This is a genomic window from Aeromonas sp. 600774 (assembly GCF_049175075.1).
Taxonomy (GTDB): domain Bacteria; phylum Pseudomonadota; class Gammaproteobacteria; order Enterobacterales; family Aeromonadaceae; genus Aeromonas; species Aeromonas veronii_A.
This window is the reverse complement of record NZ_JAAKUJ010000001.1, coordinates 411,717-428,128: the sequence shown is the minus strand read 5'-3', so window position 1 is coordinate 428,128 and position 16,412 is coordinate 411,717. Positions and strand designations below refer to the sequence as shown.

The following is a 16,412-nucleotide window of genomic DNA, read 5'->3' as shown; positions in this document are numbered from 1 at the left end:
CCTGCTTAGTTCTTGTAGATGGCGAAATGATCCTGATACTGCACCAGCTCGTCACGGGTCATCACAAAGACGCCGTGACCGCCGTTTTCGAACTCTACCCAAGTAAAGGGGATCTCGGGGAACTGGGCTTCCAGATGGATCATGCTGTTGCCCACTTCGACCACCAGCACGCCGTTATCCTTGAGGAAATCTGCCGCATGGGCCAGCAGACGCTTGGTCAGCTTGAGGCCATCGGAACCGGACGCCAGCGCCAGCTCTGGCTCGTGACGGAACTCTTCCGGCAGATCCGACATATCTTCGGAATCCACATAGGGCGGATTGGAGACGATGAGATCGTACTTGTCACCCGCGGGCAGATCGCGGAACAGATCGGAGCGGATCGGAATGACCTGCTGCTCCAACCCGTGATCGTTGATGTTGCGCTCGGCCACGTTCAGCGCATCGATGCTGATGTCGATGGCATCCACTTCCGCTTCCGGGAACTCGTGGGCCATGATGATGGCGATACAGCCGGAGCCGGTGCACAGGTCCATGATCCGGGTCGGTTCATGTTTGAGGAAAGGCGCGAAACGGTTGGCCACCATCTCGGCAATGGGGGAACGGGGAATGAGCACCCGCTCGTCCACGTAGAATTCCCAACCTGCATACCAGGCCTTGTTGGTCAGGTAGGCGGCAGGTACCCGCTCCTGTACGCGGCGGATAATCAGCTCGGCAATACGGTGACGCTCGCTGCTGGTCAGACGGGAGTGGCGCATGGCCGGGTCTACATCCGGTGGCAGATGTAACGCGGGCAGTACCAGCTGCACAGCTTCATCCCAGGCGTTGTCGGTTCCATGACCGTAAAAAATCCCGGCGTCGTTGAAACGACTCATGGCCCAACGCAACATGTCCTGGATGGTGTGCATCTCGGCAACCACCTCATCGATAAATATCTTGTCCAAATCCACCTCCAAGTCGAGTAATATCCGGCCCGAGCCCCGTTTACCTAGCGGGCAAGACGCATACCTAATACATGAGCATCTGATGAAAAAAACGCCCTCACCGACAGACGAGGAAACCCTGCTGTTCCGCGATGCGATAAAAGGTACCCGGAAAATCAAGCAAGATACCATAAGGGCCGAGTTACGCCCGGTCAAGCAGAAACGCGAATTGCGCGAAACCCGCGAAAAGCTTGGGGTTGACCACTATTTCAGCGATGAGTATCAGCCCCATCTTGACGACGATGGGCCGACCCGTTACGTGCGGGAAGATGTGTCAAAATTTGAGCTGAAAAAGCTCAAGCGGGGCATTTATCCGCCGGAGATCTATCTCGATCTGCACGGCATGAACCAGCAGCAGGCAAAACAGGAGCTGGCCGCCCTGCTCACCCTCTGCCAAAAAGAGAACATTCACGTCGCCTCGGTGATGCACGGCATCGGCAAACATATTCTCAAGCAGCGCATTCCCAGCTGGCTGGCCCAGCACCCCAATGTGCGCGCCTTCCATCAGGCCCCCCGTGAATGGGGTGGCGACAGCGCCATTCTGGTGTTGCTGGATATTGAAGAGTAGAAGGGAGTAAAAGCAGTGCCCCCACTCGCCCAGCCTAACGGGCAACTCGAATCGTAGCAGTGATAGAGTCGGGACAAGATTGGCCGCTAACCGGGGGATTTGATGCTGCGATAACCGAGAGTGGCACCTGAGGTTGCACAAAAGCAGCACCGCATCACCTCCAAGGAGACATATTCAGTCAGTACACCCATAGCCATTACCGGAAAACCCCTCCAGGCGCCGACCGGTGCGTTTGTGGTGCGCTGACAATCCTGGCTGTGGAAAAATCGGTAGCAAAGGGGGCGGCCAGCATCTTGTAGCGGACTTTGTAGCGGACTACACCACAATGGCTACCCCCCTCTAATATACCGTCACAAGAAATCACCATCTTGTTCACCATCCAGTCCACGTTTAAAGGCATATATTGCCAGCCTAACATCCCGTTACACTAAGTTGATTCGTGCAGAAAACAAATGAAATTTGCAATTTATCAGCGCTCGTTTCAGATGGTATTGATACAGTTCACCATTGTTCAGGCATAATATAACCACTCTCACCTCCCATCATAACAGTTATGGGGGCTCTGATTATTCATCTCGCTGACAATATGAGATATTGCCACTCACTACTGGCCTGCGAATATAAGACAAGCTCACCCGAGCCCATATAAATATGTTCGTCGCAGCCATATTCCACGCTATTTAATTGGAACCTGCATGATGAAGTTATTCACTCCCCTTGTGATTGCCACGGCGATCTTCTCTTCCGTGGCAATAGCGACCCCTTCTCCCCATATCGTCGGCGCCACCCTTGGCTATGGCACCCAGTCATTCAAAGCCAAAAATGGGGAGCAGGCCGATGGCGGTGACAGCGTTACCGCCGATCTCTATTACCGTTATATGTTCAACGATTATATCGGTATCGATTCCGGAGTATTGTTTGGTACCGGTGGTGTGGTCAGCGCCCTCTTCGATGCCACCCTCAATGACGTGAAAGATATCCATTACAAAGGGATCCGCTCTGCCCTGTATGCACAATACCCGGTCTCTTCCGGCAACAGCTTTTATGCCAAACTGGGCGCCAACGCCCACAGAGTCGAATACACCATCAACAAGGAAGATCAGAGCGACTCCGGGGTCGGTTTTTATGGCGCTGCGGGTTGGCAATATCGCTTTGATTCCGGCATCGGGCTCAATGCGGAGTACCAATATATCCCCATGCCTCGACTCGATGTCAAAGGGGTCAGTGTCGGCCTCAACTACCGTTTCTGATCCCGCCTGATGGGGCGACAACGGACAGATAACGGGTAAAAAAGCAGGGAGATATCTCCTCCCTGCTGCCTGCTTGTTTCCACTACCGATAGATCATGGTGATTGACCATGATCCCAACGGCAACCTTATTTGGTCACCACCACAGCCCAGGGACCACCTTTGGCGGGCTCATCTCCTTGCGTCCACCATTTGGCCTGATAGACGGCGCCCTTGTAGCTCACCTTGTTGCCCGCGGTATAGACCTTGCTGGCCTCCCAGGCAGGCTGGCCATCAAGGGGCGGGTCAACCGGATCGACCGGGGCAGGATCGAGCTTGGCGACGATCCGCACTTTCGGCCAGTTGGCGTGGGAGCCGTAGAAGTTGGTCACGCACTTCTGGTAATCGCCCGGCACCAGCGCCGAGTAGGCGGTCTGGAAGCCGACCAGCTCACACTCGAAGGAGTAGCCACCCGGGCGATCCGGATAGTATTTCCAGTTGCCATCCCAGTTGGTGTAGAGCACGTCGGTGGCACCGTTGAGGTTGAGGCTGCCATAGGGCGTTTGCTGCCAGCAGGTATTCTTCTCATCGGCCTTGACCGGGATCTGGTAGTGATTGGCCAGCCCTTCCCAGTAGCGAATGCGGTTGACCGGCTGCCCCTTGTCCTTGTTCTGTTCGCCACACTCGATGCCGCCATTGATGACGTTGATGGTGGTGCCAAAGCCGTAGCCTATACCGGCATCCACTTCCCGTTTGGAGGGTACCCAAGTGCGGTCAATCACGTGCAGCATGGCTGGCTTGGGTGCCTGTGGCGTCAGGAAGAACCAGATAGCCGAGGCGAGGTTGAGCCAGGAGTCCGCCACCAGCCCCGGGTTGTTGAGCAGCACAGAGGCATCGCCATCGAACATCGCCTCGGAGAAGGCGCCGTAGTTGAAGTGGTATGAGAGCTGCTTGGCACCGCGGCCAAAGTAGCCTTGTCCGGTACTGCAGGGCCACTTCTTGTTTTGCCAGTCGTTCTGACCGCAACCGGTGGTGTAGCCGGTCTGTCCCTCTGACCAGCCCATCTCCCGCACATGCACCAGCGCCTGTTGCCACTCCTCCAGCCCCAGCGGGTTATCAGAGACGTTCTCCTTGGCAATATGGCCGCCCGTCTCCTGAGAGAAGTGGGCAAAGGCCGTCACAATGGATTTTTTACAGATCGCATCAGAATCGCGCCCATCGGTATATTCACCGCAGAACGCAGGAAATTTACCGATGGCCCGCAAGAAGCGGACATAGGTATATTCCGGCGCGGCCATCTGGGTTAAATATTCCCATTCAGATTGGGGAAATACCCGTTCAACCCGTTTTACGTTGTCAGGATTGCTTGCCAGACCCGGTTCAATGGCATCGACTATTTTATTTGACCGGGTGGCCAGTGCCTTGGCCCATATTGCATACATGGGGTTGGCCGTCTTGGCCTTTTCCACAGCGGCCAGATCCGGGGCCGCAATCACATATCCTCCCGCATTTTGCGGATCGGGTTGAATATTCATGGCTGCACTCATTGCGGCATAGCTTGGCAATGTGCAAGCGGCAGCGATCAGCCAGGCACAACGCTTGGGTTTGAACATGTTTATCGTCCTTGTTTGAATTAATGCGCTCCAAGAGTAGGTGTTCCAACAACTAAATTCACGATGAAAATTAAGAAATGCGCGTAATTTGTGAACCATTTCACCTTGTGCTACTCAACGCAGCTAAAACGACATAAAAGAACTCAAACGATGACCATTTTGGCCTGTTTTGTCACCCGTATGGGGAGGCGAAAGACGATCAGATGATCTGTCACCAATTTATTATTCGTGGCAAAAAAAATGGCTGACCCGCTTCACCCATCAGCCATCAACAATGTTCAAATAACGCTCACAAAGAGCTCGGTGTCAGGCGCGCACGGCACGGATCAATATATTGCGCGGGGTCATGGGTTTGGCACAGAACTCCCCCACTTCGACCCGATAACCCTGCTCTTGTAAAAAGAGCGCGCGATCCAGCGCCAGCCAGATCTCGAGGGGACGGCGAAACAAATGACGCACCAGCTCCATGCGGGCGACATCGCCAAAGCGGCGCTCCCCGTGTTCCAGCCAGGCGGAATAGTCGAGCCCGGCGGGCAGCACAATCCCTTTGCGTTCAGCAGCCCAAACGCAGAATGCCTCGAAGGTGCCGGTCAGCAGGCTCTTTTGCATATTGGGCACCGGCAGATACTCATCCACCCCGCGCACCTGACGCTGCAGGCAATCAAACCCGAGCCGCCACACCACTTCCTGCTCGCGCAGGCGGGCGATCCGCGCACCGCCAGTCACCGTCTCCTGTAGCGGCAACTTGAGATCCGCTTTGCTCAACACCAGCTCGCTGGAGTTGGCCGCGGCCGACAGCGGGCGATAGTGGCTGCTGCGGATCAGGTGGTAACAACAGGGAGAGATAGTCACGCCGCGGGCACTGCGTTCGGCCACCCGCTCCAGCAGATGGGTGTGCAGCTCGCCGCAGGCATGGAGTGCCATAGCGTGATGTTCGGGGGCGATCAGCGCCGCCGACTCGGGGGCAAAAGCATCGGCGCAGGTAAAGGTCATATTCGCGCCATCCCGCTCGGCCAGCAGCCGACCTTCGTCACAAAGCTGCCCTTGCAACTCCAGACTGAGGATAGGAGCCTGTCGATGAAGTGACACCAGCCGCCCAAGATGCCCCTTGCCAGCACACCACTCCAGATAGGGGCCCTGATGGGCAGGCAGACAGGCGGTGAACGACTCGATCTGGGCCTGCTTGCGCCCCGGCATATGCAGCGCCATCTCCTTGCTGCAGGTGATGGGCTCAGGGGTAAACGGGGCAAGCTGGCTGAGTTGCTGCAGCTCGGCTCCCTCGGCAATCCAGGGGGCAAGCAGACTGCTGAGGGCATCCATATCCGCATCGAACTCCGCCAACTGGGTCAGCGTCAGCCCATTGAGCAACGTCGCCAGTTCGGGCACCTCATCGGCAAAGGCCATGGTCAAATGATGATATGGCTGATATTGCCACCAGCGTCGGTAGCGGGTGAGCAGTCGATCCAGTTGTTGAAAACGTTGAGCCAGCACGAATGCCCCTGCCTTGCAGTCAAAAAGGAGGCTCATTCTAGCGATCCCGCTTCAAATTGCACTCTCAATACCAAACGATCAGCGCCGCGCAACAGCACAGCCAACCTTGTGAGCCAGGGCAGACCTGACAAAGTGCGGGGTTTTATGCTATATTCCGCCCCCTCTTTCACGCGCCCCGCCCAACGCGGGTCGCTTTACACTAGCTATGGGACCAACAACATGACCATCAACGCCATTCTGCAAGCGCGCGCGGGCGCCAAGTGTGAACTGTGCAGCGCCGAGCAGGCGCTGACCGCCTTCGTGGTGCCTCACTCCCCCGCCAGCGACGATGATCACAGCGTTGCTATCTGTGACACCTGCCGTGGTCAGCTGGAACAACCGGATACCCTGGTGGTCAACCACTGGCGTTGCCTGAGTGACAGCATGTGGAGCCAGGTGCCTGCGGTGCAGGTGATGGCATGGCGGCAGCTGAAAGCTCTCTCCGGCAAGGGTGAAGTGTGGGCTCAGGATCTGCTGGACATGATGTACATGGAAGACGAAGCCAAGGCTTGGGCTGAAGCTGGTATTGCTGACGAAGATGACGACAGCGTACCGACCGTTGACTCCAACGGCGCCGTGCTGCAAGAGGGCGACTCCGTTACCCTGATCAAGGATCTGGACGTGAAAGGCGCCGGTTTCACCGCCAAGCGCGGCACCCTGGTCAAGGGCATCCGTCTGACCAACAACCCGCTTCATATCGAAGGCAAGGTCAACGGCGTGCAGATCGTACTGGTTGCTGCCTACCTGAAAAAGGCCTAAGCCAAGGGCGATTGCTCTGCTGTCTGCTGCCAGAGCACAAGCACAACGGAAAAAGGATGGCGTCACGCCATCCTTTTTTATACCCGCTTGCCGCAAACGGCCAACTTGAGCCCATAACAGGCCAGCCAAAGCAACAAGGCGCATCCGGATGGACGCGCCTTCTTTACAGGGCCGATACCGTTAACCGGCATCGGAAACGGTCACTCAGGAGGAGAGTTTGCCATCCAGCTCGGCAATCTTGGCCGACCAGTAGGCCGGGCCGGTTTCGTGGATATTGTTGCCTTCGGAATCGACGGCAACGGTCACCGGCATATCTTCCACTTCAAACTCGTAGATCGCTTCCATGCCGAGATCGGCAAAGGCCACCACACGCGCCTTCTTGATTGCTTTGGCCACCAAATAGGCTGCGCCGCCCACCGCCATCAGATAGACGGCCTTGTGCTGCTTGATGCTCTCGACGGTTTTCGGGCCACGCTCGGATTTGCCGATCATGCCGATAAGGCCGGTTTCACCCAGCATCATGTCGGTGAACTTGTCCATCCGGGTGGAGGTGGTGGGGCCTGCCGGGCCAACCACTTCGTCGCGCACCGCATCGACCGGGCCAACGTAATAGATAAAGCGGTTGGTGAAATCGACCCCTTCCGGCAACCCTTCACCATTTTTCAGCATGTCGGCGATGCGCTTGTGGGCGGCGTCGCGACCGGTGAGGATCTTGCCCGACAGCAGCACGGTATCACCGCTCTTCCAGCTGGCCAGCTCGGCCTTGGTGATGCCATCGACGTTGACGCGGCGCACATTGCCACCCGCTTCACGGGTAATCTCCGGCCAGTCGCTCAGTTTCGGCGGAGTCAGCTCGGCGGGGCCTGAACCATCCAGCTCGAAGTGAACGTGACGGGTAGCGGCGCAGTTGGGGATCATCACCACCGGCTTGGAGGCGGCGTGAGTCGGCGCAGATTTCACCTTCACATCCAGCACGGTAGTGAGACCACCCAGCCCCTGGGCACCGATCCCCAGCTTGTTGACCTTGTCGTAGAGCTCGACCCGTAGCTTCTCCTCTGTGGTTTGCGGGCCACGGGCGATCAGCTCCTGAATGTCGATGTGCTCCATCAGGGCCTCTTTGGCCAGCACCGCCGCTTTCTCGGCGGTACCGCCGATGCCGATGCCCAGCATGCCGGGTGGGCACCAGCCTGCTCCCATGGTCGGCACGGTTTGGAGCACCCACTCGACGATATCGTCAGAGGGGTTGAGCATCACCATCTTGGATTTGTTCTCGGAGCCGCCCCCTTTGGCCGCGATGCTCACTTCCACCTTGTTGCCGGGGATCATGTCGATATGCACCACGGCAGGGGCGTTGTCTTTGGTGTTTTTGCGACTGCCAGCCGGATCGGCCAGCACGGAGGCGCGCAGCGGGTTGTCAGGATTGGTGTAGGCACGACGGGTCCCTTCGTCCACCATCTCCTGCACCGTCATGTCGCTGTCCCACTGCACTTGCATGCCAATCTTGACGAAACAGGTCACGATGCCGGTGTCCTGGCAGAGCGGACGATGACCTTCGGCGGACATGCGGGAGTTGATCAGGATCTGGGCCAGTGCATCTTTGGCGGCCGGGTTGGCCTCACGGTCATACGCCGCTTTGGCAGCCTGAACAAAATCCAACGGGTGGTAATAGGAGATGTACTGGAGGGCATCTGCGATAGAATCGATGAAATCCTGTTTTTTTATAATGCTCATATCATCCTCACTGGTCCTTGTCTCTGCCACAGAGCAGGGCAAGGGCTTCCATATGATGGGCCGTGCTGACGTGCTGGCTAAAAACTATCAACCAGCAAAAAACGAACGACACGGCAGTTTTTTCTTAAGTCACCGACACCTATGATACGCTTGCCCACCAGCACCGACTAGGGTTCGGGAACCAAACTGTTGCCTGTGTAACATAAAATGACGCCAACACTTCATATCCATCATCTATACCACAGTGCTGAACTCCATCAGCTTTTTGCCCGCCTGCAACATCAGCCGTGGGCCATGTTGCTGGAATCGGCGGGGCCACTCGGCGCCGATAACGGCTTTGATATCATCACCGCCGATCCGCTGGCGACCCTCGAAACCCGCGGCGAGGTGACCACTCTGCGTGTCGGGATGAATATCAGCAAACACCATGAGGATCCCCTAGCCCTGCTGGCCCATATCCAGCAACAGCTGCTGGGAGAGCTGGAACTGTGCTCTACTCACCTACCCTTTATTGGCGGTGCCCTCGGTCTGTTTGGCTATGATCTCGGCCGCCGCTTCGAGCGACTGCCAGTGCAGGCCGCCGCCGATATCGCGGTGCCGGACATGGCGGTGGGTATCTACGACTGGGCGCTGCTGCGCAATGTGGCGACTGGCGACTGGCAGCTGGTGCACTGGGGGGATGAAGCGGGACTTGCCAAGCGGCTGGCCTGGCTTGAACAGCAGCAGACCAACCCGGCCCCCGCTTTTGCCTTGCTGGGGTCGTGGCAGAGCAATATGAGCCGCGCCGAGTATGGCGAGAAGTTTGCCCGCATTCAGGAATATCTCGCCGCGGGGGATTGCTACCAGATCAACCTGACCCAGCGTTTCAGCGCCCCCTATCAGGGTGATGAGTGGCAGGCCTATTGCCTGCTGGCGGCTGCCAACAAGGCACCCTTCTCTGCCTTTATCCGCTTGCCGGATAGTGCGCTGCTGAGCCTCTCCCCCGAGCGGTTCCTGCTGCTTGATGGCCGTCATATCGAAACCAAACCCATCAAAGGCACTCGCCCTCGCCACCCCGATCCGGCGGCCGATCGACAAGTCGCGCAGGAGCTGGCGCAGGCGGACAAGGACAGATCAGAGAATCTGATGATCGTTGATCTGCTGCGCAACGATATCGGTCGGGTCAGCCGGCCTGGCTCGGTCAGCGTGCCTCATCTCTTTGCTGTGGAGTCGTTTCCGGCGGTACATCATCTGGTCTCCACCATCCACAGTGAGCTGGATGCACACTGGCAAGGAGTCGATCTGCTGCGGGCCTGTTTCCCGGGTGGCTCCATCACCGGCGCACCCAAGATACGCGCCATGGAGATCATCGAAGAGCTGGAACCCCAGCGTCGCAACGCCTATTGCGGCAGCATCGGCTATCTCAGCCAGCATGGCCGGATGGATACCAGCATCTGCATTCGCACTTTGATCGCCGAAGCGGGTCGCCTGCACTGCTGGGCCGGTGGCGGCATCATCGCCGACTCCGACGCCGACAGCGAATATCAGGAGACTTATGACAAGGTCGCCCGCATCCTGCCGCCGCTGTCGGCGCTTTAACCCTCCCCACTGTCTGGCCAACGCACAGGAGATCTCCCCGCCATGGATCGCCACGAACTGCTGACCCGCTTCCAGTTGCAGCGACCCGCCCCGGCCCATCGCCTCGCCATCGGCGGGCTCAGTCCGGCGGCAGTATTGATCCCGGTGGTGATGCGCGATGAGGGGCTCAGCGTGTTATTGACCCGGCGCAGCCCACGGCTACGTCATCATGGGGGGCAGATCAGCTTCCCCGGCGGGCGACAGGATCCGGGCGACGAAAACCTGATTGCCACGGCGCTGCGGGAGACCGAAGAGGAGCTCGGCATTCCGGCCCGGCTGATTGAAGTGATCGGCACCCTCAACCCACTCAATACGGTGTCACGATTCGAGGTGCTGCCGGTGCTGGGGCTGCTCGATGGCAACTATCCCCTCATTCTGAGTCCGGATGAGGTGGATCACGCCTTCGAAGTGCCGCTGACCCATCTGCTGGATCGGCGCAACCATATCCCCCTGACCCTTTACAGAGGGGGGAAACCGCACACCATCTACTGGATCCCCTGGCAACAGCACTTTATCTGGGGGGCTACCGCCAGCATGATCAACCAGCTAGCCCAGCATCTCGCAAAATAACAATTTACCTACATTTGGCTGGGCGAGATTTAATCATTAACACTAAAATAACGTGCCAATTGATAAACAATAATTGAATTTTTCTTGTTTTGATCACATTTCCATAAGAAAGTGCGGTTTTTCGTGCCGTAAAGATGAATTTGATCAACATTTTTGATTAGAAAAACCGTATCCTTGCGCCGACTTAATAAGAACCACACATTCGGGGTGAGATAGATGTCAAACACAGTCACTGGCACGCAGGGAGTTGCGGCGTCAACAGAGCAAGGGATCCGCTCTACTCAAACCACTCGTTGGGAAAAACGCGACTCTACCTGGGTCATCAGTCTGTTCGGGACCGCAGTTGGCGCGGGGATCCTGTTCCTGCCGATCAACGCGGGTATGGGCGGTTTCTGGCCGCTGGTCGTCATGGCGCTGCTGGTAGGTCCCATGACCTATCTGGCCCACCGTGGTCTGGCCCGTTTCGTGCTCTCCTCCAAAAAGCCAAACGCAGACATCACCGAAGTGGTGGAAGAGCACTTTGGCGTGGGTGCCGGTAAATTAATCACCCTGCTCTACTTCTTCGCCATCTACCCCATCGTGCTGATCTACGGTGTGGGCATCACCAACACCGTCGAAAGCTTTATGGTCAATCAGCTGCAGATGAGTGCCCCCCCGCGCTGGATCCTCTCCATCGTGCTGATCATGGGCATGATGTCGGTGATGCTGGCCGGTGAAAAGCTGATGCTGAAAGTGACCGAGCTGCTGGTTTATCCGCTGATCGCCATTCTGGCCGGAATCTCCCTCTACCTGATCCCGGACTGGACCGGTGCCGCGCTGGAGCAGGTACCCTCTGCCAAGGATTTCGCCACTACCCTGTGGCTGACCATCCCGGTACTGGTCTTCTCCTTCAACCACAGCCCGGCTATCTCCAGCTTCTCTCTGGCCCAGCGCCGCGACCACGGTGATCAGGCTGTCGAGAAAGCCGATGCCATCCTCAAGCGTACCGCCATGGTGCTGCTGGGCTTTGTGATGTTCTTCGTCTTCTCCTGCGTCATGAGCCTGACACCGGCCCAGCTGGCAGAAGCCAAGGCTCAGAACATCGCCGTGCTCTCCTATCTGGCCAACCAGCATGCCAGCCCCATCATCTCCTACTTCGGTCCGCTGGTTGCGTTCGTCGCCATCGTCTCCTCCTTCTTCGGCCACTATCTGGGTGCCCGTGAAGGTCTGAAGGGGATGATCGTGCAGAACATGCGCAAGTCCGGCAAAGAGCCGAACGCCAAGAAAGTCGAGATGTTCATCATCGCCTTCTTCATCCTGACCCTGTGGGGCACTGCCATTGCCAACCCCTCCATCCTGGGCATGATTGAATCCTTGGGCGGCCCGATCATCGCCACCATCCTGTTCATCATGCCGATGTACGCCATCAAGCGCGTACCGGCCATGGCGAAATATCAGGGCCATATCAGCAACGTATTTGTCGCTGTGATGGGGATGATCGCCATCTCCGCCATCCTCTATCAGCTGGTCGGTTAATCCCTCACCTGCCACTGATAGCGAAAAGCCAGCCGAACACTCGGCTGGCTTTTTTATCTCTGCAATCTGTGCCTCCGCGATTACCCTGCTCTCCCCTTATTACTCCCTTTGTTGGATATCTGTATGCTCACCAGCGCCATGATTGAACATGCTTAGAGTTTCACCATGTACCGCCCCCATACCCGCAGCTCAATATCGCCAACACGTTTACTCCCCCTCACCAAACCATGATGGCGTGTCTGATAGGACGGGTTCATCTGCCGCAGCCAGCCACCTCCATTCTTCTGTGATGCTGTTATGCTGTGATGCTGTGATGCTGTGATGCTGTGATGCTGTGATGCTGTGATGCTGTGATTATCCTGAAGATCTGGGGTAAGCCATAGCAATTGGCTCTTGGCAGAGCAGGCAAAAATGTATAGCGCACCACAGAGGGAGTAAGCACAACTCAAAGGGATAAAGATAAGGCAGCGCCCTGGACAAGGGCGACAGAATGTCCGGCACATCAGCCAATGAGATTGATCAAAGAGGAAAAGAGAGCAAAGCCGACAATAAAAAGCGCCCTCCGAAGAGGGCGCAAGTGTGTTGCGAAACTGACCGTTGCGAGATCAGGCTTCGCGGCTCGGTACCGGAGCCACATCCAGCAAGGTTTCATCTTCGGCCATGCACGCTGCGGCGGTGAACAGCACGTCGGTGGAGCTGTTAAGGGCTGTCTCGGCAGAATCCTGCAGCACACCGATGATAAAGCCGACGGCCACCACCTGCATGGCGATGTCGTTGCTGATACCAAACAGGCTACAGGCCAGCGGGATCAGCAGCAAGGAGCCACCGGCGACACCGGACGCGCCACAGGCGCTGACGGTGGCAACCACGGAGAGCAGCACAGCAGTTGCCATGTCCACTTCCATCCCCAGGGTATGTACCGCCGCCATGGCGAGCACAGTGATGGTGATGGCCGCACCCGCCATGTTGATGGTGGCACCCAGCGGAATGGAGACCGCATAGGTATCCTCCGGCAGACGCAATTTTTCACACAGCGCCATGTTGACCGGGATATTGGCCGCAGAGCTGCGGGTAAAGAAGGCAGTTACACCACTCTCTTTCAGGCAAGTCAGCACCAGCGGATAGGGGTTGCGCTTGATCTTCCAGAAGACGATCAACGGGTTGACCACAAAGGCGATAAACAGCATGCAGCCGATCAGCACCACCAGCAGTTGAGCATAGCCAAACAGGGCATCGAAGCCGGTCTCAGCTAGAGTGGAGGCAACCAGACCCAGGATCCCGAGCGGAGCACAGCGGATCACCGCTTTCACGATGGCGGAGACACCGTGAGACAGGTCAGTGATGAGCGCCTTGGTGCTCTCGTTGGCATGGCGCATAGCGATACCCAGACCGATGGCCCACGCCAGGATCCCGATATAGTTGGCATCCATCAGCGCCTTGACCGGGTTGGTCACCACGTTGAACAGCAGGGTCTGCAGCACCTCGGTGATCCCGCCTGGCGGGGTGAGCTCGGCAGTATTGGCCACCAGATGGAGGTTGGAGGGAAACAGGAAGCTGGCAATCACCGCGACCACGGCCGCAGAGAAGGTACCAAACAGATAGAGCAGCAGGATCGGTCGCATATTGGTCTTCTGACCCTGCTTGTGACCAATGATGGCCGCCATCACCAGTACGAATACCAGCAGCGGGGCTACCGCTTTCAGTGCGCCAACGAACAGACTGCCGAGCAGACCAGCCGTTTTCGCCCACTCGGGGGCAAACATCGCCAGCAAGATACCGAATACCAGACCAACCAGGATCTGGCTGACCAGACTGGTGCTATTGACCAGCCGAAGGAGGGGGTGTTGTTGTGTCATCAAAAAAGTCCCTAAGCACCGTAGTGCATGAATCATGAGTCCTGTCTGCAACCACTCATCGGGAGACCCCTGTCGCCCGAATGTGGTGTCTGTGGCCAGCCTTCTGTCGGGCCGATCCGCCAGTCACCGGATTGCATGACGGAATATCCCATTCGCCATCTTTTTTTTCCAGAGACTCACCAAAAAATATCCCGTTTCCATCACAAAAAACCGCAACAAAACCTTAACCACAGCGCAACCACCCATTTTTGTACGTTTTATCGACACTCTCTGCCCTTACCCTCACGACCATTCCTGTGTCACCCGTGACCGGCATCGCTGTGCTATCATCCCCCATTTGCCGCGGAGCCTTACCATGATCCCATCCCTGCTCAACCAATATTTTGGTTTCTCCGCACTCAGGCCAGGTCAGGAAGCGGTGATCAGCCGGGTGCTGGCAGGTCAGAGTGCCGCCGCCATCTTTCCCACCGGCTCCGGCAAGTCGCTCTGTTATCAACTGCCTGCCCTCGCCCTGCCTCATCTGACCCTGGTGATCTCGCCGCTGCTGGCGCTGATGCACGATCAGCTCGCCTTCCTTAAAAGCAAGGGAATAAGCGCCGCCACCCTCGACTCAAGCCAGAGCCCGGAGGAAAGCCGACGAGTGATGCAGCAGGCGCTGGATGGCCAGCTCAAGATCCTGATGATCTCGGTGGAGCGACTCAAGAACGAGCGCTTTCGCCGCTTTATCCAGCAAGTGCCGCTCTCGCTGCTGGTCGTCGATGAGGCGCACTGTATCTCGGAGTGGGGCCACAACTTTCGCCCCGACTACCTCAAGCTGCCGAGCTATCGCCATGACCTGAAGATCCCGCAGGTGTTGCTGCTGACGGCCACCGCCACACCGGCGGTTATTCAGGATATGCAGACCAAATTCGGCATCGAACCGGAGGGGGTCGTGGTCACCGGTTTCTACCGATCCAATCTTGATCTGGCGGTCATTCCCCTGTCGCCCGACGCGCGGGATAGCTGGCTCGCGCAGGAGTTGGCCAACGATCCGGCGGCCCCCACCATCGTCTACGTCACCTTGCAACACACCGCCGAAGCCTGTGCCGAGCAACTCATTAGAGAAGGGATCAACGCCCGCGCCTATCATGCTGGACTCGACTCGGCGCTGCGCAGCCAGATCCAGCACGACTTCATGGTGGGCAAGGTGGACTGCATCGTCGCCACCATCGCCTTTGGCATGGGCATCGACAAAGCGGATATCCGGCGGGTCATTCACTACGATCTGCCCAAATCCATCGAGAACTACAGCCAGGAGATTGGCCGCGCCGGACGAGATGGCCAGCCATCGCGCTGTATCGTGCTGGCCAACCAGAGCCAACTACCGGTGCTGGAGAACTTCGTCTACGGCGATACGCCGGATTTGAGTGCCATTATCCAACTTCTTGCCATCATCAAGCAGAGCGGGAGCGAGTGGGAATTCACCCTGCTGCGTCTCTCCAACGACACCAATATCCGCCAGTTGCCCCTTAAAACCCTGCTGGTCTATCTGGAGATGGCAGGCATCATCACACCGGCCTACAGCTACTACGCCGACTACCGCTTCAAGTTTGTGCTGGATAAAGGCGAGATAGTGAGCCGCTTCAATCCGGATCGTCGCCAGTTTCTGGAGCAACTGTTCGCCTGCGCCCCGCAAGCCCGCAGCTGGTGCACCATGGACTTTGACACCCTCTGGCAGGGCTATCAGGGGGAGCGACAGCGGGCGGTTGCGGCGCTCGACTACCTGCAGCAGCAAGGCTGGATCGAGCTTGAAAGCAAACAGATGACCGAGGTCTACCGGATCACCCGTCAGGGGTGGGACAACGAGCAGGAGGCTAACGCGCTCCATGCGCTCTTCTTGCAAAAAGAGCAGAGTGAGTTGGCCAGACTGCAAGCCATGCTCGACTTTTTCACCTCGGATGAGTGCCTGAGCCACCGCCTCGCCCGCTATTTTGCCGATGAGGTGGCGCCGGTTCATTGTGGCCACTGTTCGGTTTGTCGCGGCGAGGTGGCGCATCTCCCGCCCCTGCCCTCACTGACCATGCCAAACGAGGCGGGGATCCGCGCCTGGTGCGATCCGCTGATTGCCAAGACCGGTTCCGTGGATGCGCGTGTTCTGGCCCGTTTCCTGTGCGGTATCGCCACACCGCTGACCAGCCGGGTCAAGGCCAAATCGCTGGCGGGCGCAGGCCAGTTGGCCGCCCACCCGTTTGCCCGCGTCCTGGCGGCCGTGCAACAAGCCTACCCTTGCTAGGTGAGTGCTGGCTGCGTCAATAGCCACCAGCAGTAACAAGCGTTTACAGACGCAGAAAAAGAAGACCCTCGCGGTTGCGAGGGTCAAGCCAACGGAAACGTGCTTAAACAGAGCTTGGTGAGGCAACAGTCAACTCTCTTGCTAAAGCATCTTGCTGCTCACACATCGCCAATC

The 16,412-nt window shown here is 57.6% G+C and carries 12 protein-coding genes; 7 read left to right on the top strand and 5 right to left on the bottom strand.

Annotated features, from left to right (window positions below):
• Positions 1-5: 5 nt before the first annotated feature.
• Positions 6-941, bottom strand: a complete 936-nt coding sequence (gene prmB / locus G5171_RS01760; protein ID WP_113739592.1) for a 50S ribosomal protein L3 N(5)-glutamine methyltransferase — start codon at positions 939-941, stop codon at positions 6-8.
• Between the two features lie 82 nt (positions 942-1,023).
• Between prmB and smrB the strand changes: the two genes are divergently transcribed.
• Together smrB and G5171_RS01750 are read left to right on the top strand one after the other, a co-directional pair.
• A complete protein-coding gene (gene smrB, locus G5171_RS01755) occupies positions 1,024-1,548 on the top strand; it encodes an endonuclease SmrB (protein ID WP_005333198.1) in 525 nt (174 codons plus the stop codon).
• A 695-nt stretch (positions 1,549-2,243) separates the two neighbouring features.
• Entirely contained in the window at positions 2,244-2,798 is a 555-nt protein-coding gene (locus G5171_RS01750) for a porin family protein (protein ID WP_041234263.1), read from the top strand.
• A gap of 126 nt (positions 2,799-2,924) precedes the next feature.
• Here G5171_RS01750 and G5171_RS01745 read toward each other — a convergent pair whose 3' ends face one another.
• A complete protein-coding gene (locus G5171_RS01745) occupies positions 2,925-4,388 on the bottom strand; it encodes a chitinase (protein WP_421250174.1) in 1,464 nt (487 codons plus the stop codon).
• Positions 4,389-4,694: 306 nt separating this feature from the next.
• Entirely contained in the window at positions 4,695-5,915 is a 1,221-nt protein-coding gene (locus G5171_RS01740) for a methyltransferase (protein WP_421259736.1), read from the bottom strand.
• 183 nt (positions 5,916-6,098) lie between these two features.
• On the opposite strand from G5171_RS01740, the gene G5171_RS01735 reads away from it, so the two are divergent.
• The gene (locus tag G5171_RS01735; RefSeq protein ID WP_005333203.1) at positions 6,099-6,677 is read left to right on the top strand and encodes a PhnA domain-containing protein; all 579 of its coding nucleotides are present in this window, start codon (positions 6,099-6,101) and stop codon (positions 6,675-6,677) included.
• Between the two features lie 204 nt (positions 6,678-6,881).
• Here G5171_RS01735 and G5171_RS01730 read toward each other — a convergent pair whose 3' ends face one another.
• Entirely contained in the window at positions 6,882-8,408 is a 1,527-nt protein-coding gene (locus G5171_RS01730) for a fumarate hydratase (RefSeq protein ID WP_421259735.1), read from the bottom strand.
• Between the two features lie 294 nt (positions 8,409-8,702).
• Between G5171_RS01730 and pabB the strand changes: the two genes are divergently transcribed.
• The 3 genes from pabB (at position 8,703) to G5171_RS01715 (ending at position 12,110) form a co-directional block, all read left to right on the top strand.
• The gene (gene pabB / locus G5171_RS01725; RefSeq protein WP_421173224.1) at positions 8,703-9,986 is read left to right on the top strand and encodes an aminodeoxychorismate synthase component I; all 1,284 of its coding nucleotides are present in this window, start codon (positions 8,703-8,705) and stop codon (positions 9,984-9,986) included.
• Between the two features lie 42 nt (positions 9,987-10,028).
• Entirely contained in the window at positions 10,029-10,595 is a 567-nt protein-coding gene (locus G5171_RS01720) for a CoA pyrophosphatase (protein WP_421173222.1), read from the top strand.
• A 216-nt stretch (positions 10,596-10,811) separates the two neighbouring features.
• Positions 10,812-12,110 carry a serine/threonine transporter gene (locus tag G5171_RS01715; protein WP_005351750.1) on the top strand — a complete coding sequence of 433 codons (1,299 nt, stop codon included), beginning with the start codon at positions 10,812-10,814 and terminating at the stop codon, positions 12,108-12,110.
• 605 nt (positions 12,111-12,715) lie between these two features.
• Here the strand turns inward: G5171_RS01715 and sstT are convergent.
• Positions 12,716-13,966 carry a serine/threonine transporter SstT gene (gene sstT / locus G5171_RS01710; protein WP_421173056.1) on the bottom strand — a complete coding sequence of 417 codons (1,251 nt, stop codon included), beginning with the start codon at positions 13,964-13,966 and terminating at the stop codon, positions 12,716-12,718.
• 355 nt (positions 13,967-14,321) lie between these two features.
• Here sstT and G5171_RS01705 point away from each other — a divergent pair, with 355 nt between their 5' ends.
• Positions 14,322-16,238, top strand: coding sequence for a RecQ family ATP-dependent DNA helicase (locus G5171_RS01705; protein ID WP_421173057.1), 1,917 nt, complete (start codon positions 14,322-14,324; stop codon positions 16,236-16,238).
• Positions 16,239-16,412: the final 174 nt, after the last annotated feature.